Annotated in this window: 16 protein-coding genes and 1 tRNA gene; 12 read left to right on the top strand and 5 right to left on the bottom strand. The window is 60.3% G+C overall.

What is annotated here, in order from left to right:
* Positions 1-13: 13 nt before the first annotated feature.
* Positions 14-2,404, bottom strand: coding sequence for a DNA helicase PcrA (gene pcrA / locus ACX80D_RS06475; RefSeq protein ID WP_459321853.1), 2,391 nt, complete (start codon positions 2,402-2,404; stop codon positions 14-16).
* A gap of 222 nt (positions 2,405-2,626) precedes the next feature.
* The gene (locus ACX80D_RS06470; protein ID WP_459321820.1) at positions 2,627-3,553 is read right to left on the bottom strand and encodes an inositol monophosphatase family protein; all 927 of its coding nucleotides are present in this window, start codon (positions 3,551-3,553) and stop codon (positions 2,627-2,629) included.
* A gap of 32 nt (positions 3,554-3,585) precedes the next feature.
* Here ACX80D_RS06470 and ACX80D_RS06465 point away from each other — a divergent pair, with 32 nt between their 5' ends.
* From ACX80D_RS06465 to ACX80D_RS06425, 9 genes are all read left to right on the top strand, one after another.
* Positions 3,586-4,212: a hypothetical protein gene (locus ACX80D_RS06465; protein WP_459321819.1), complete on the top strand. Its 627-nt coding sequence runs from the start codon at positions 3,586-3,588 to the stop codon at positions 4,210-4,212.
* 46 nt (positions 4,213-4,258) lie between these two features.
* A tRNA-Arg gene (locus tag ACX80D_RS06460) sits at positions 4,259-4,330 on the top strand.
* Positions 4,331-4,399: 69 nt separating this feature from the next.
* Complete coding sequence (gene rarD, locus ACX80D_RS06455; protein WP_459321818.1) at positions 4,400-5,308, top strand: EamA family transporter RarD; 909 nt, start codon at positions 4,400-4,402, stop codon at positions 5,306-5,308.
* A gap of 257 nt (positions 5,309-5,565) precedes the next feature.
* Complete coding sequence (locus ACX80D_RS06450) at positions 5,566-5,901, top strand: YnfA family protein (RefSeq protein ID WP_459321817.1); 336 nt, start codon at positions 5,566-5,568, stop codon at positions 5,899-5,901.
* A gap of 140 nt (positions 5,902-6,041) precedes the next feature.
* Positions 6,042-7,076: an SPFH domain-containing protein gene (locus ACX80D_RS06445; protein WP_459321816.1), complete on the top strand. Its 1,035-nt coding sequence runs from the start codon at positions 6,042-6,044 to the stop codon at positions 7,074-7,076.
* Between the two features lie 5 nt (positions 7,077-7,081).
* A complete protein-coding gene (locus ACX80D_RS06440) occupies positions 7,082-7,975 on the top strand; it encodes a diacylglycerol kinase catalytic domain-containing protein (protein ID WP_459321815.1) in 894 nt (297 codons plus the stop codon).
* A gap of 69 nt (positions 7,976-8,044) precedes the next feature.
* Entirely contained in the window at positions 8,045-8,452 is a 408-nt protein-coding gene (locus ACX80D_RS06435) for an NUDIX hydrolase (RefSeq protein ID WP_459321814.1), read from the top strand.
* Positions 8,453-8,639: 187 nt separating this feature from the next.
* Positions 8,640-8,777 (top strand): hypothetical protein, encoded by a 138-nt coding sequence (locus ACX80D_RS06430; RefSeq protein WP_459321813.1) that lies wholly within the window; start codon positions 8,640-8,642, stop codon positions 8,775-8,777.
* Positions 8,774-9,100, top strand: coding sequence for a type II toxin-antitoxin system HicB family antitoxin (locus ACX80D_RS06425; RefSeq protein WP_459321812.1), 327 nt, complete (start codon positions 8,774-8,776; stop codon positions 9,098-9,100). The genes ACX80D_RS06430 and ACX80D_RS06425 overlap by 4 nt, the downstream gene beginning before the upstream one ends.
* 89 nt (positions 9,101-9,189) lie before the next feature.
* Here ACX80D_RS06425 and ACX80D_RS06420 read toward each other — a convergent pair whose 3' ends face one another.
* Together ACX80D_RS06420 and ACX80D_RS06415 are read right to left on the bottom strand one after the other, a co-directional pair.
* The gene (locus ACX80D_RS06420) at positions 9,190-10,380 is read right to left on the bottom strand and encodes a M20 metallopeptidase family protein (protein WP_459321852.1); all 1,191 of its coding nucleotides are present in this window, start codon (positions 10,378-10,380) and stop codon (positions 9,190-9,192) included.
* Positions 10,381-10,468: 88 nt separating this feature from the next.
* On the bottom strand, positions 10,469-12,370 hold the full coding sequence (locus ACX80D_RS06415) for an ABC transporter ATP-binding protein (RefSeq protein WP_459321811.1): 1,902 nt from the start codon (positions 12,368-12,370) through the stop codon (positions 10,469-10,471).
* 300 nt (positions 12,371-12,670) lie between these two features.
* Between ACX80D_RS06415 and ACX80D_RS06410 the strand changes: the two genes are divergently transcribed.
* From ACX80D_RS06410 to ACX80D_RS06400, 3 genes are read left to right on the top strand one after another with little or no spacing between them, the layout of a single operon-like run.
* On the top strand, positions 12,671-13,480 hold the full coding sequence (locus ACX80D_RS06410) for a transporter substrate-binding domain-containing protein (protein WP_459321810.1): 810 nt from the start codon (positions 12,671-12,673) through the stop codon (positions 13,478-13,480).
* A 31-nt stretch (positions 13,481-13,511) separates the two neighbouring features.
* Positions 13,512-14,171: an amino acid ABC transporter permease gene (locus ACX80D_RS06405; protein WP_459321809.1), complete on the top strand. Its 660-nt coding sequence runs from the start codon at positions 13,512-13,514 to the stop codon at positions 14,169-14,171.
* Positions 14,158-14,970: an amino acid ABC transporter ATP-binding protein gene (locus ACX80D_RS06400; protein ID WP_459321808.1), complete on the top strand. Its 813-nt coding sequence runs from the start codon at positions 14,158-14,160 to the stop codon at positions 14,968-14,970. Before ACX80D_RS06405 ends, ACX80D_RS06400 begins: the two co-directional genes overlap by 14 nt.
* A gap of 141 nt (positions 14,971-15,111) precedes the next feature.
* On the opposite strand, the gene ACX80D_RS06395 is transcribed toward ACX80D_RS06400, so the two are convergent.
* Positions 15,112-16,494, bottom strand: coding sequence for an amidohydrolase family protein (locus tag ACX80D_RS06395; protein ID WP_459321807.1), 1,383 nt, complete (start codon positions 16,492-16,494; stop codon positions 15,112-15,114).
* Between the last annotated feature and the right edge of the window lie 56 nt (positions 16,495-16,550).

Genomic DNA, 16,550 nt, shown 5'->3' with positions numbered 1-16,550 from the left:
CGACTCCCGCCGGCTAGCCTTCCTCTTTCACAAGTGGCGCGTAGCGCAACAGCAAACGCTTCTCGCCAATCTCAAAGCGCACCTTGGCCACTGTCTTATCCCCGGCGCCGCTAATTTCCAACACAACGCCGTTGCCAAAGCTGGTGTGATTGACCTTGTCCCCCACACTGACGGAAATGACTTCCTTCTGCGGTTCCACGCGCCCGGCTGCGGTGCGGGCCGAGATGCTCGGCGGCAGCGCCCCGGAGTCACGTCCACCCACGGCTGTTCCTGCTCCCCATGAGGAACCGGAGTAGCGGCTGGTGCCAAAGTTTCCTGCCACCGGCGCCACCCGAGCGGTGCCTTCACGCTTCCATTCAATAAGTTCAGCGGGAATCTCATCAATGAACTGGCTGGCCGGGTTGTACTGGCTCTGCCCCCACAAGCTGCGAACTTCCGAACGTGTGATGTACAGCCGTTTCCGGGCACGGGTGAGTCCCACATACGCCAGTCGGCGTTCCTCCGCGAGTTCCTTGGGGTCCGTTGCGGAGCGCGAATGCGGGAACAACCCGTGTTCCAGCCCCGTCAAGAACACCACCGGGAACTCCAGTCCCTTGGCAGTATGCAAGGTCATTAAGGTGACCACACCCAGCCGTTTGGCTTCCGCGACGGCAGCCGCAGCTTCAGCCTCGGAGCCACCGGGCGCATCAGGTATCTGGTCAGCGTCTGCCACGAGTGAGACTTGCTCCAGGAATTCCCCGAGTGTTCCCTCAGGATTTTCCTGCCCAAATTCGCGCACGACGGCGACCAACTCAGCTAAGTTTTCCACCCGCGATTCGTCCTGCGGATCTGTGCTGGTTCGCAGCCCTTCGAGGTAGCCGCTCTGTTCCAAAACAGCTTCCAGCGCTGTGGCCGGAGTGGATGTTGCCGCAATTTCGGCCAGATCAGCCATCATCTTGGCAAAGGTGTTGACAGCGTTTAGCGAACGCGAGGCAATTCCGGGAGCCTCGTCGGCACGGGCCATGGCCGCTGAGAAAGAAATCCGCTCGCGTTCGGCCAACGCCGCCACGGCGCCTTCTGCACGGTCGCCAATCCCGCGCTTGGGTTCGTTGAGAATCCTGCGCAAGTTGACGTCGTCGTCCGGGTTGACCAGAGCACGCAGGTAGGCGAGGGCGTCCTTGATTTCCTTGCGCTCATAAAAACGGGTACCACCCACCACGCGATAAGGCAGGCCAACGCGGACCAGGATGTCCTCAATGGCGCGCGATTGGGCGTTGGTGCGGTAGAAAATTGCCACGTCGCCAGGGCGCAGATCGGACTCGTCTTGGAGCTTGTCAATCTCCTTGGCGATGAAACGGGCTTCCTCGTGCTCGGATTCGGCAACGTAGCCCACGATCTTTTCACCGTCGCCCTCGGCAGTCCACAAACGCTTATCCCGGCGGTTGGGGTTGCGCGAAATGACAGCATTGGCGGCGCTGAGGATATTCTGCGTGGAGCGGTAATTCTGTTCCAACTTGATGGTGGCCGCATTGGCGTAGTCCTGTTCGAACTCCACAATGTTGCGGATGTCCGCGCCACGGAACGCGTAAATGGACTGATCGGAGTCGCCCACCACGGTCAGCTCAGCGGGTTCAATCCCGGTGCCTAGGCCCCCGTTGCTCGAGCTGGCCTCGGTGCCCACTATTTCCTTCACCAGCGCGTATTGGGCGTGGTTGGTGTCCTGGTATTCGTCCACCAAAACATGCCGAAAACGGCGCCGGTAGTACTCGGCAACGCCAGGGAAGGCACGGAACATGTACACCGTTTGGGCAATGAGATCATCGAAATCCATGGCGTTGGCCTGGCGCAGGCGCTGGGCATAGCCCTTGTAAACCTCAGCCACGGCCGCGGCGAAGGGGTCACTGAAATTGGTGTTCATGGCGTTTTCATCGTCGTCGATGAGTTCGTTTTTCAGCGCTGAAATCTTATGCATGATTTGCTTCGGGGCGAACTTCTTCGGGTCCAGATCCAGCCCTTTGGACACCAAGGTGATCAGGCGTAGCGAATCGGCCGAATCGTAAATGGAGAAGTTGGAGTTGAGCCCAATGGTCTTGGCTTCCCGGCGCAAAATCCTTACGCACGATGAGTGGAACGTGGAAATCCACATGCTCTTCGCCGCGTCCCCAATGAGTGCCTCAATGCGTTCGCGCATTTCCGCGGCAGCCTTGTTCGTGAAGGTAATGGCCAGAATCTGCCCCGGATGCGCCTGCCCCGTGGCCAACAAATACGCAATGCGGTGGCTGAGGACTCGGGTTTTTCCCGACCCGGCACCAGCCACAATGAGCAGCGGTGAGCCCGTGTGGACTACGGCTTCTTCCTGCTGCGGATTCATGCCCTCGAGCAGGCTCTCCGGATCGGGCCAGCGACTCTGGGCGGGCTCCTGCATCGGCGCGCGCTGCTCCCAAGCAGGGGCCTCACCGCCGAATTCCGGCATATCGGCGCCGGGGTCCTCTTGTTCAAAGGGTTGCCACGAGGGCAGTCCGGCACCTGCACTCAGCGTTGGCTTGGGCTTCTGGGGGTAAGGGTCAAACAACATATCCATGGTTCAATCCAGTGTAGTTCGCCCTACTGACATTCCCATTTCCGCCCCCACTTCAACCGCGCGCAACTACCCCGGCATCTCGCCGCTGCGAAGCGCTGCGGCAATTTCATCCACAGCTCCGTGAGGACCGGCCACACACCAATCCAATCCATTGACCCGAACGACGGCGGTGTTCCCACCGGCCGCTTCAACGATCCCCTTGCCGGGCAGCCAGTCCCAGGACGGGACGCTGTGCTGGAACCACACTCCCAGCTCGCCTTGGGCCACTCGGGCCAGATCGCAGGATCCGGATCCGAGCATGCGCAACGTGGCGGGCAGTTCGGCAGCCTTAAGCCACGGCAACGCAGCTCTGGGTTGGGCCAGCCATCCCGGGTGGATATAGGTGGCTGCGGAGAGCTCCCCCACCAACTGTTTGCCCATCGGATACACAGCCGCACCTAGCTGGAGAGGTTCGCCATTGAGCGTTGAAGGAACCGTGGTGCCGCCCAGCCACAGTTTGTCTTCTTCGGGCTGGAACACAGCCCCCAGCAGTACCTCCGCGGTGGCGAGCGGATCCGGCGTCGAACGTTGATCGGTGAGGTGATCGGCGGGGAGATCGGTCAGTTGATCGGGGGAAGCCACTTCGGCGCGGAATTCATCAGCACGGACCAGAGCCAGTGCCGAGCACCAATAGGAGGAGCCGCTGGTGAAGTTGTAGGTGCCATCGACGGGGTCGATAATCCAGGTCCGCCCGGAGGAGCCCTCATGTCCGGCGCCTTCCTCGCCCAGGATGGAGTCCTCCGGGCGGGCAGCGCGCAGAGCGTTGAAGAAATGGGCTTCGGCAGCGAGGTCCGCGGCGGTGGCAAAGTCGGCCGCGTTGGCCTTGATGTGGCGCCCAGCGTGCAGTGCAGCCAGGCCCTCCGCACGGATCGATAAGGCTAAGGCTCCGGCTTCCCGCAGGAGTTTCGCCGCCAATTCACTGTCGCTGGGCGCTGGATTCACAAGGTATGCCATGGGCTAAGCCTAATCTGGGCGATAATGGAGTCATGGCTAAAACTCCCGCTCAGCGTGCTGCCCTGCATGGCAAGGCTGCAACACCGCCCAGCACTCCCGTCGTTAACACGAGCACCGTGCGGACGCCGCAGAAGGCTCAGGGCAACGCGAACCTGATCCTGATCGCCGGCTCCGTGGCCAGCATGTTCTTGTTTTTCTACTTCCACCTGCTGACGCTAAACCAGATGAAGGACATCTCCGGTGGATTGGCCATGCCGCAGTCGTTCGTTTTGGGCTTTAGTACGGCCCATGTTGAGGCGCTGCGTCTGGCCATGGATGCTGACGCCCTGGGCCAGTTGAACTATGTAGGCAAGACAGCCGGGACCCTTTTCGCCCTGATTTTCGCCATCACAGCACTGACCCTGATCGCCTCAAATGTGTCCAAAAAGTCGCTCCGCTGGACTCTCTGGGTACTCCCTCTGGCCTTTGCCGCGATTTCACTGTGGTCCAATGCTTCCGTCGATTCCATGCTTGGAGCCGAAACTCTTGATTCCGGAGCCGTCTCGCTGACCTCGGGACTCGTCACTGCCTCGTGGATGTTGTTGATTGCCTCACTGCTGGCGATCGGCTTGGCCCTATTCCTCGGCGGCAAGAAGAAAGCCATGTCACAGCCAGCCTGAACCTAGTTTTTTGCTTGCCTGCCTGTTCCGCTAGGCTAGGTGACGCGCCTCTGTAGTCCAATGGATAAGACAGCCCTCTCCTAAAGGGCAGATCCGGGTTCGATCCCCGGCGGGGGCACTTTTCATGCCCGCATATATCGCGGCCACGCCTGCATTTTCGCCCGTTCTGGAGAAAGTGAGCATGTCCATGACTCTCACTTCTCCCAGTTCCTCTTCTCACGCCGGGCGCGGCGTTGCCACTTCCCTCATTGCCTCGGTCCTTTTCGCTGTCATCTTCCTGATCGCAGGGCTCCTGCCGGGGTGGGGTGCGGAGGAGATTTTTGGCTGGCGTGTGGTTTTGACCCTGGCTACTCTGGGCGTGATTTTGCCGTTCCTCTCCGGGTCACGTGCTGAGATTATCTCCCTTGCAGCACGCGTTCGACGCCGGCCAATCCTCCTTCTGCCCGGGGTACTTGCCGCGGGGATCGTTGGCGTACAGCTGTGGCTTTTCATGTGGGCGCCGTTGAACAATATGGCGCTCTCGGTGTCCTTTGGCTACTTCCTCCTCCCGTTAACCATGGTGTTGGCAGGACGTGTTTTCTTCGCTGACAAGCTCAGCACCTTAAGTAAAGTGGCGGTTGCCGCCGCGGCTGTGGGTGTGGGGCACGAGGCGGTTTCTTTGAGCGGACTGGCTTGGCCCACCTTGGTGGTGTGTTTGGGATACCCCATCTATTTTGTGTTGCGGCGCAAGATTGGCTTCGACAACCTGCCAGCCTTTGCTGCCGAGCTTTTGCTATTGCTTCCCGTGGGTGTCTTTTTCATTCTGACTGGCCCGCACGGAGTGGCCTCCTGCTCAGACATGGCAACTGCAGGACTCGGTGCAGCCATCTCGATCGGCGTTCTGGGCGGCATTGCGATGGCCCTCTATTTGCTCGCCAGCAAATGGTTGCCACTGTCCCTGTTCGGACTACTCAGCTACGTGGAGCCCGTCCTCTTAGTGGGCGTCTCACTGTTTTTGGGTGAGACTTTAGGGTGGACCGCCATGTTCACCTACGGGCCCATCGTGTTGGCATTGCTTTTCCTGGCGGTGGATGGCCGGCGCCGGACGCAGCTCTAACGCTCTTGGCCGGCGCTATCCTTACCCGATCCCTCGCTCAGGCCCGCGGCTCTCCCCCACCGCAGCACGACCCGATCAGGCTCTCACCCTCGCCCCGCCCCGCTCAGACTCTCACCCTCGCCGAGTGTGCAGATGATGTACGCTAGGCAGCCATTTCGACCCCGAAACGTACCTTATCTGTACACTCGGCGAGCCAAGGTCCATCCCCGGCAACGTCAGAGACACGTTATGGGAGAAACAATGCGAGAAGATGAGTCATGAGCATTGTAAAAACCGTCATCATCTTCGCCTTCGCCGCCGTAGCTGAAATTGGCGGAGCATGGCTGATCTGGCAGGCCGTGCGCGAGGACAAGGCCTGGTGGTGGGCAGCCCTGGGCATCATGGCATTGGGCGCCTACGGCTTCATTGCCGCGATGCAGTCCGATGCCAACTTCGGCCGAGTTCTGGCCGCCTACGGCGGGGTATTCATTGCAGGTTCGCTGATCTGGGGCATGATCTTCGACAAGTTCGCCCCCGACCGCTGGGACGTCATCGGCGCCACCGTGGCCCTGGTTGGCGTCAGCATCATCATGTTCGCACCTCGGGCTGCGTAGCCGGGCTGCGTGGCCGGATGTTTTGCAGGACGCCCAGCACCCACTCCCCAACACTTATTATCAAATTGACATTAAACAGCAATGCACCCTAGACTCTTAGTTATTATCAACTTGATAATAACTAAGGAAAGGACAATCTCATGGCCACCATCAAGCGCTACCCTTGGATCAGCCACTTTCTCGGCAGCCCCACAGGCTATGTGGTTCACCTGCAGAAAGGTGCCGTCCAGCACCAGGGTGTGGGCCAGGCATTCTGGTTCCGCCCATCCGCTTCGGTCCTGAGCGAAGTCCCGGTGAATGACCAGGAACTGCCTACACTGTTCCACGCCACCACCCGCGATCACCAAGACGTCACGGTCCAGGCGAACGTCACCTACCGTTTCAATGATCCAGTCTCGGTGGCCAGCCGTTTGGACTTCGCTCTCCAGCCGGGCGGCGCCTCAACCACTGCCGGCCGCGAACAGGTTGCCACCATCATTGGTCAGTTGTGCCAGAGCCACGCTATCGATCAGATTGCGGCCACCACCTTGGCGCAGTCCATGGAGCGCGGGGTCAGTGAACTACGCACCCTGTTGACCGGGGCGCTGCAGGCCGACGCCCGCTTGCAGTCAACAGGCATTGAGGTCTTGGGTGTCCAGGTCCTGGCCGTCAAGCCGGAGTCCGATGTTGAACGGGCCCTGCAGACACCGGTCCGCGAACACCTCCAGGCTGAAGCGGACAAGGCGGTCTACGAACGCCGAGCCGTGGCCGTGGAACGCGAGCGGACCATTTCGGAGAACGAGATGGCCAGCAAAATTGAGCTTGCCGCCCGGCGCGAACACTTAGTCACGCAGGAAGGTGCCAATGCCCGCCGCGAAGCGCAGGAACAGTCGGCTGCGAGCTTAATCCGCGCCCAAGCCGAGGCCGAACGTCAAGGCATCGGCGCCACAGCCGAAGCCAATCAGCTGATGCTGGTCGGCGAGGCGACAGCAGCCCGCGAAGCGGCCACGATGGCCGTGTACAAAGACATGGACCAGGCCACTTTGCTGGCCCTGGCGTTCCGCGAAGCGGCCGCCTCGCTGCCCAATATCAACAATCTGACCATCACCCCGGATCTGCTCAGCGGCGTTCTGGCTGGACTCTTCCAAGCCCCCGGCAACACTCCCGAGCAGGCCACCCTGCCCACTGGAAGGTAAGCATCATGGCAACTCCCCGCCTTGTCATCGTCCACCGGCGCACCGAATTTCAGGAGCTGATTGAACGCCACGCCACCCCGGGGCAGGCCGAGTTCTTCCTCCGCACCCGCGGCCGCAGCCTGCACCAGGCCCAGCAACGCCACGATGTCATCACCGCCGCGCTGGATCAGGTCCGTGCGGCCGTACCGGCAGAGTGGCGCCATGCCGAGGTGGAACGCACCGACCTAAGCCGCTTCATGTTCACCCACGATGACCTGATCGCCGTCGTCGGACAAGATGGGCTCGTTGCCAACACGGCCAAATACCTCAATGGCCAACCGGTGTTGGGCATCGACCCCGAGCCGGGCGTCAACGCCGGCGTCTTGGTCCGATACTCCCCCAAATCCGCCGCCGCGCTGCTAGCCAAAATGGCTGCCGCGGGCTCCGCCGGAGTACCTTGCCAAGAACTGGCCATGGTGACCGCGAGGCTCGACGACGGTCAAGAACTTTCCGCACTGAACGAGATTTTCATTGGGCATTCCTCCCACCAATCAGCCCGTTATCAAATTACGACGCCGGATGGCCGGGTTGAGAGCCAATCGTCCTCCGGGCTGATTATTTCCACCGGGACGGGCGCCACTGGTTGGTGCGCCTCGATTGCGCGCGAGCGCGGCGGCCGCGCACTACCCGCACCTACGGAGCCGCTATTGGCGTGGTTTGTCCGCGAGGCTTGGCCCTCGCCTGCCACGGGCGCCGAACTGACAGAAGGGCGGCTAGGGGCTGGGGAGCCGCTGCGGATTTCAACAGCATCGGATCAGCTGGTCGTGTTCGGGGACGGCATGGAAGGGGATCGCCTGACCGCCTCGTGGGGTCAGGAAATCACAGTGCAATTGGGCACCCGCCCGCTGCGGTTGATGTAGCTTCCGCACATCCGATTCACCCCGGCAAGGCAACTGCCCAATAGGACTCCGGGCGTTAGGATCGAAGACGTGAAAAACGTCCTGAAAGTGTCCGCAGTGTGCATCTACGATCATGACGGGCGCCTGCTGACCGTCCGTAAACAGGGCACCACCAAATTCATGCATCCCGGCGGCAAACCGGAACCGGGCGAGAGCGCGGCAGAAGCTGGTTCACGGGAATTGGCCGAGGAAGTGGGCCTGCACATTGGCGCTACGGAACTGGAACTGATGGGCGTGTGGATTGGCTCTGCAGCCAATGAGAACAACACTGACATTGAGGCCACCGTATTCATGGCGCCGGGGCGCTGGGCCGCGGAATCAGTGGTGGCCGCTGCCGAGATCGCCGAGCTGCGCTGGATGGACGTCGCGGAAGCGGCAGACTTCACGGATCTGGCCCCTCTACTGACGGACTATGTTCTCCCCCGTCTTAACAACTAACCATTGACCCGCACACCATCGCTGCCGAACGCTTTCCGGGACGGCGCGGGTAAGCACCGTCCGTAGCTGGGCCATTGGCCAGTTTCGATCCTCAACCCAAGTGATACCACTAGTAGTACTATTCATGGATGGACAAAGCGGAACTTCGCACAGAGTCTACGCAACCCCGTGGGTCCGTGATCCACGCGTGAATATCCAGAACAAGAACGGCGAAGCCAAGCCGTACCAAGTGAAACAAGTACTCGAAGCAGTCAAAAAAATCGAGGTCATGAAAGCCGAAGAAACGGAATCTGATGAAACGGATTCCAAGGAGGAGGAGTCATGAATACTGCAGAGCACTACAGCTACCGCGTAACCTGGTCGGCCGAAGACCAAGAGTTCGTCGGTACAGTCTTGGAGCTGCCGTCCCTGTCATGGCTAGAACCTGAGTCAGCAGCAGCCTTCGCCGGTATCCGTAAGCTGGCTGCCGATGTCGTGAGCGATTTGGAATGCAATGGAGAGCCCGTTCCTGAACCACTATCGGAGCGGAACTACTCCGGCAAATTCATGGTCCGAATCCCCCCGCAGTCCCACCGTCGGCTGGCGGAAGAGGCAGCCGAACAGAATGTCTCCCTCAACCGGCTTGCTTCCTTGAAGCTCTCCGCTTAGGAACGCACAAGGCCCTGCCCAAGCCACTACCAAAAAATCCCTGCAGCCCTTGCCACAAGGCCGTGGAGTACCGCCTCGCTAAAGAGAAATCAGCCCTCCTGCGGGCCCAGATGACTGAACGCAAGCTGGGCCAGCGCGGCGGCTTGGTCTCCGAGAACGGCGTCGTCAAAGAGCACTCGCGGCGAGTGGTTGAACTCGGCTGTGGCTAGGTCAATCCCCTCCGGCGAGCAGTGCAGGAAGACGAACGTGCCCGGTACCTGTTGCAGGACCAGGGAGAAATCTTCCGACCCCATCATCTCGTTGGGCAGCGGGTAGATCCGGTCTTCGCCAAAGTGGGCGCCCAAGGTGGTGAGAGTAGCTGCGGTTGATACCGGATCGTTCACTGTTACGGGGTAGCTGACAATAAACTCCACCGATGCGGTGCAGCCGTGGGCGGCAGCGATACCATCAGCCAGCGTTTTGGCCTCTGTTGCGAGCTTCTCAGTGGACGCCACGGACAGCGTGCGCACGGTAGCGCCTAACGATGCCGATTCAGGGATAACGTTCAGTGCCTCCCCCGCGGAGAGCTGAGTGATGCTGATGACCACCGGGTCGAAGGCATCGAACTTTCGTGTGGCCATAGTCTGCAGGGCGGAGGCGATCTCCACCAGAGGCGGTACTGGATCTTTGCTCTGATGCGGTTGTGAGCCGTGCCCGCCCACCCCGTTCACGGTGATGTGTAGTTCGTTCGCACCAGCCATGATAGAGCCGGGTTTGGTAGTGAATACGCCCCTCGGGCCGGGTCCTACATGGATGGCGTAGGCGGCAATGGGTATATCCCCACTGGCCTCCAGCAGGCCCTCACCAATCACGACGCCAGCACCGTTGTACCCTTCTTCGCCGGGCTGGAACATGAAGATGACGTTGCCGGCCAGCTCCTCCCGCCGGGCGGCGAGCAGCCTGGCGGCACCTACCAGACCGGCCGTATGCAGATCATGCCCGCACGCGTGCATAGTGCCGTTGGTGGAGGCGTATTCGAGCCCGGTCAATTCCTTGATCGGCAACGCGTCCATGTCTCCGCGCAGCAGCACGGTGGGCCCGGGAGCTCCGCCGCGCAGCACGGCAACAACGGAGGTAATTTCCTTCCCCAGCGTCACCTCCAGGCCCAAAGAATCAATCGCTTCCAGGACCTTCGCCTGCGTCCGCGGCAGCTCCAGCCCGATCTCCGGAAACATGTGAAAGTCGCGCCGAAAAGCCACCAAGTCCTCGATAATTTCAGCTCCGGCAACAAGGAATGACAGTGAATACCTTTCGTAAGGTTGAGCAACACTGCTTGTCTCACCGAAGATACCGTGTCACAACCACTTTTGACTGAAAAGACCGGTCTGTTTAACTCTGCTCGGGAACGGCCGCATCTGTAACTGCAGCCACAGCCTGAGCGAACTGGGTGTCATGCAGCTCGGCGTAGCGGCCACCAGCACCAATGAGCTCATCATGCGTGCCGCGCTCCACAATGCGTCCCGCTTCCAGCACCAAAATCATGTCAGCAGAGCGAATGGTGGAGAGCCGGTGCGCAATGACCAACGCGGTCCGGCCTTCCAAAGCCTCGCCCAAAGCGGCCTGCACGGCGGCCTCGTTCGTGGAATCCAGAGCCGCAGTGGCCTCATCCAAAATCACCACAGCGGGCTGTACCAAGAGCAAGCGTGCAATGGTCAGGCGCTGACGTTCGCCACCGGAAAGCCGGTACCCGCGCTCCCCCACCACAGTGTCCAGACCGTCGGGCAGCGCCTTCGCGAAATCCTCTAGGCGGGCGCGGTGGAGCACATCCCAAATCTCGGCATCAGTGGCCGTGGGCTTGGCCAGCCGCAGGTTGGAGCGAATTGATTCGTGGAACAGGTGCCCGTCCTGAGTGACCATGCCAACGCCAGCACGGAGGCCGTCGAAGGACAGATCGCGCACGTCCACGCCGCCCAAGCGCACGGTGCCGGAATCGACGTCGTACAGGCGAGAGAGCAACTGGGCAATAGTTGATTTTCCGGCTCCCGAGGAGCCCACCAGCGCAATGGTCTGGCCGGGCTCGGCACGGAAGGAAATCCCGTGGAGCACGTCTTCGCCGCCGCGCGTATCGAGCACCGCAACGTCCTCCAGCGAGGCGAGCGAGACCTTGTCCGCCGACGGATAAGCGAAGCGGACATCGCTGAATTCCACAGCGATCGGCCCCGAAGGCAGCGCAACCGGAGAGGGCTTCTGCGCAATCAGGGGCTTCAAATCGAGGATTTCAAACACGCGATCAAAGCTGACCAAAGCGCTCATGATGTCCACCCGCGCATTCGCCAGGGCGGTGAGCGGGGCGTAGAGACGGGTCAACAGCAGTGCCAGCACGACGACGTCGCCCGCGTTAAGCGTGCCACCGATAGCGAGGGCGCCACCTAAGCCATACACGAGCGCCAGGGCCAAGGAGGAGACCAGCATGAGTGCCGTGAAGAAGACGAACTGCAAGATGGCTGTGCGCACGCCAATATCGCGGACGCGGTTGGCGCGGGAGGCGAATTCGCGCGATTCCTCAGCGGGGCGGCCAAAGAGCTTGACCAAGGTGGCGCCGGGGGCGGAGAAACGCTCGGTCATCTGAGTGCTCATATCAGCATTCAGGTCGGCGGCCTCGCGGCGCAGCCCAGCCAGTCGGCGGCCAAAACGGCGGGCAGGCATGAGGAAGATCGGCAACAGGATCAGGGCCAAAACCGTCACTTGCCACGAGGTGTTCAGCATGACGATGAGTGTCAAGACCAGCTGAACGGAGTTGGAAACAATGCCCGAGAGTGTGCCGGAAAACGCCTGTTGCGCGCCAATGACGTCGTTATTGAGCCGGCTCACCAGCGCACCCGTGCGGGTGCGGGTGAAGAAGGCGATCGGCATGCGCTGCACGTGATCGAACACGGAAGTGCGCAAATCCAAAATGACGCCCTCCCCCAGATTCGCCGAAATCCAGCGGATCACCAGCGAGAGCCCTGCGTCCAGAACCGCCACGAGGGCGATCAGGCCAGCAAGACGCGCCACCACATCAACAGCAGATTTCGCCACGATGGCATCCACTACTTGGCCAGCTAGGACCGGGGTGGCCACCGCCAGTGCCGCCGAGATCACCGATAGCACCACGAAGATCAACAATTTGCGGCTGTAGGGCTTGGCGAAAAGGACGGTGCGGCGCAGGGTGTCCTTCGAGATTGAGCCGTTGGACTTGTCCGAGCGCATGGTGCTCCAAAGTGAGCTCCAGGCCGCGCCTTCCATACTCATGCGTGTGTTCCTTAAATCGTTATCAGGCCAAGCTATAAGCCTAAACGCCCAGCCGAGCCTTGGGAATTCCCGGGGATCAGATTCCGCTGCCGGCCTGCCTACCAGCCTCTCTCAAGACCGAGATTCACATGACCGGCGTCTCAGTTGCTACTTCGAAGGAAATATTGCCGCCCCTTTTGGGGTTTCACAGTGGTAGCGTCCACTCATGGGCTCGCCGCGGCCCAACAACGTCGCGGTACCGCACAAAAAGTGCACAGTAAGCGTGTCCAGCAATCGTTCACAGTAAAGGAACACATCACCATGAATCGTCGCAGTTTCGGAGTCGTCGGATTACTTGCAGCAGCATCGCTTGTCCTGGCGGCATGCGGCGGCACCTCGGATACGGGGACCACCGCTGGCGGGGACACGTCCTTGAGCAGTGTGAAGGATGCTGGCGAGATTGTGTTCGCGACTGAGGGCACCTACAAGCCGTTCAGCTACCACGAGGGCGGAGCGGGAGAACTGACCGGTTACGACGTCGAGGTTGCCAAGGCTATTGCCGAGAAGCTGGGTGTGAAGGCCACGTTCGAAGAAACCCAGTGGGATTCCATTTTTGCCGGTCTGGAAGCCAAGCGCTTTGACGCCATCGCCAACCAGGTGACCGTCAGCCCTGAGCGCCAAGAGAAGTATGAGCTGTCCACGCCCTACACCGTCTCCCGTGGCGTCATCGTGACGCTGGAAGGGAACACGGACATCAAGTCCTTTGCCGACCTCAAGGACAAGACCACGGCTCAGTCGCTGACCAGTAACTGGTACAAGCTGGCCACCGAGAGCGGCGCCAAAGTCGAAGCCGTTGAAGGCTGGGCTCAAGCAGCAACTCTGCTCAAGGATGAGCGCGTTGACGCCAGCGTCAATGACAAGCTCACAGTGGTGGATTACCTGACGAACACTCCTGACTCGGGGTTGAAAATCGCCGCGACCACCGAGGAATCCTCGGATGCTTCCATCGCTTTCCGCAAGGGCTCCACTGCCCTCAAGGACGCCGTGGATGCCGCGTTGAAGGACCTCGAGGCAGATGGCACCTTGACCACGTTGAGCGAAAAGTACTTCGACGAAGACTTCAGCAAGTAAGCACCGGCGCCGAACCCGTTAGAGTTCAGCCATGGACTTTAATCTCTTCTGGAGTTCCTTAGGCCCCATGCTGTTGGGCGCCATTAAGGGCACCATTCCTCTGACACTGGCCTCGTTTGTGCTGGGCTTGCTGATCGCGTTGGTCATTGCGGTCATGCGTATCAGCTCGAACAAACTGGCCAGTGGCGTGGGCGGGGTCTATGTCTCGATCATTCGAGGCACTCCCCTGCTGGTGCAGCTGTTCGTGATTTTCTACGGGCTGCCCACCATTGGGGTGAAGCTCGATCCCTGGCCCAGCGCCATCATCGCGTTCTCACTGAATGTGGGCGGTTACGCTGCCGAGATCATTCGCGCCGCCATCCTCTCCGTGCCACGCGGTCAGTGGGAAGCTGGGCACATGATCGGAATGTCGCGCAATCAAACGCTGCTGCGCATCATCTTGCCGCAGGCCGCACGCGTCTCCGTGCCGCCGCTGTCCAACACCTTCATATCGCTGGTCAAGGACACCTCGCTAGCGTCGCTGATTCTGGTCACCGAACTGTTCCGTGTGGCCCAGCAGGTGGCTGCGTTCAGCCAGGAATTCATGCTGCTGTACCTGGAAGCTGCCCTGATCTACTGGGTCATTTGCCTCATTTTGTCGACTGCCCAGACCCGTGTGGAAAAGAGGTTGGACCGCTATGTCGCCCACTGATACGGATGCTAATTCTGTACTTCAGGTCCGTGGCCTGACCAAGGCGTTCGGCGCCAACACCGTGCTGCGCGGCATCGATCTCGATGTCCCGCGCGGCAAAGTGGTGGCGCTCATTGGTCCGTCGGGGTCCGGCAAGACCACTGTTCTGCGTTCCCTTAACGGCCTTGAAACGCCCGACGCCGGATCCGTCACCATGGGTGCCCGGGACGCGTCCGCTGAGCAAGCCCTCACCGTTGACTTCGCTGCTACCGCGGCCTCAAAAAAAGCTCGGGCTGCTGAGGTTGCCGCGCTGCGTGACCGTAGCGCCATGGTGTTCCAGCACTACAACCTCTTTCCGCATAAGACGGTGCTGCAGAACGTCATTGAGGGCCCAGTGCAGGTGCAAAAGCGCCCCCGAGCCGAGGTTGTGGCCGAGGCGGAAAAGCTGTTGGCGCGCGTCGGCTTGGCCGATAAGCGCGACGCCTACCCCTTTGAACTTTCCGGCGGACAGCAGCAGCGCGTGGGTATTGTGCGGGCTCTGGCTTTAAAGCCACAACTACTCCTTTTTGACGAGCCCACCTCAGCTCTAGACCCTGAGCTGGTGGATGACGTACTGGCCGTTATCAAGGAGCTGGCCGAAGAAGGCTGGACCATGGTGATCGTGACCCATGAACTCGCCTTTGCCCGGCAGACTGCCGATGAGGTGGTCTTCATGGACGGCGGCGTGGTGGTGGAGCGCGGGCCGGCTAGTCAGGTTTTACGCAACCCCAAAGAGGAACGCACCCAAGCGTTTGTGCGGCGCCTGCTTCACGAGATCTAGCTACTGATTCAGCCACTGATTCAGCAGAGAGCGTGAAAGGCCATCCGGCCGGGATCTACCCGACTGGATGGCCTCGAACCAACACATCACGTCATTGACTTGCTACCAGACGTCATTAAGTGTTCAGACTACGGCCGCAAACTACCTCCCACGAGTAGAGGCGTCGCGATAGTCGGTGTACATGTACGGGTTGTCGAGGATGCGAGCTTCCGGAATGTCAGGGTTCATCCCCTTGGTCCATTCGTCCGCACCCAGCGTTGACTGAAGATATTCAACAGAGGCGGCCACTTTTTCCTGGACAGCCTTCAAATCGACGCCGACGAGGCGGTGATCATGCTTGACTATGCGACCGTTGACCAGGACTGTATGAACGTCTCCACGCCCTGACTGTAGTGCCACGTGCCCATAGGGGTTCACGAGTGGAAACATCGAGGGTGAATAGTCATTCTTCAGAAGCACGATGTCTGCCTTTTTCCCAATTTCTATGCTGCCAACAGCATGCTCGAGCCCCAGAGCATGGGCACCGCCACGGGTCGCCCAACCCACTACCTGATCCGCGCGCAGGGAGGAGTGAGTGACTGTTTCGTTTTTTTCGTGCGCCCGAAGATGCTCATAGGAGCGGTCCGCGCCCAAGGTGGTCCGCATTGCTGTGAAGAGATCACTGCTGAACCACACACTGGTATCGATGGAGAGCGACATGGGTACGCCGTGCTGTCGAAGTATCCACGACGGCGGGTAGCCCTGACCGCAGCTCTGCTCGCTTTCGGTGGAAAGCGAGACTGTTCCTCCTGTGGCAGCAATTCGTTGGTAGGAATCACCATCGAGGGTGGCGGCGTGGACGTACACCGTCCCGGGGGTCATAAAGCCATGCTCGTGCATGAGCCGGATGCCGTTGTCGTTGGTGGCACCCCAGACCCCAGCGTGTGTTGTCACGGACAAGTCCATTTCACGGGCGGCCTCAAATGCCGCTTTTTCAGGGAAGCTTGGGTCACCTGTCACGTCGAAGGCCAGCTGAAACTTGAGCATGTCCGAGCGTGGGTTGCGTCGTTCCACAAAGGATTTGAACTCCGGGGTAGTGGACCATCCTTCAGGCCCGGCAAAGATGTTTCCTGGGGCGAATACAAACCGGCCACCGGTACCTTCGAGCGCATCGAGCGCGGCCTCTGCGTGGTCAAGTGTGCTGAGCCCGTGAGACCAGTCAACGCTGGTAGTCACCCCGGCGTCCAAGGCGTCAAGCGCCGAAAGCAGATTTCCCGCGGCAATGTCCTGGGGGCGGAATTTCATGCCGTGTTCCAAGTAGTACCAGACAAAATACTGGCTAAGGGTCCAGTCCGCACCGTAGCCACGCATTGCTGTCTGCCACATGTGCCGGTGTGTGTCGATCATGCCAGGCATGATGATGCCTCCGGCTGCATCAATTTCGAAGGTGCCCTCAGGCACGGCGAGCCGAGGTCCGACTTCTTTGATCGTTTCTCCGATAATCAAGACATCGCAGTTCACCAAGGTTCGGTGGCTTGCGTCCATAGTAAGAACTGTGCCGTTGCGGAAAACGATGGGCTGACCGTTTGCCGGTAATGAAG

The sequence above is a fragment of the Arthrobacter sp. Sr24 genome, from assembly GCF_054511175.1.
This window is presented reverse-complemented; position numbering and strand designations above follow the sequence as displayed.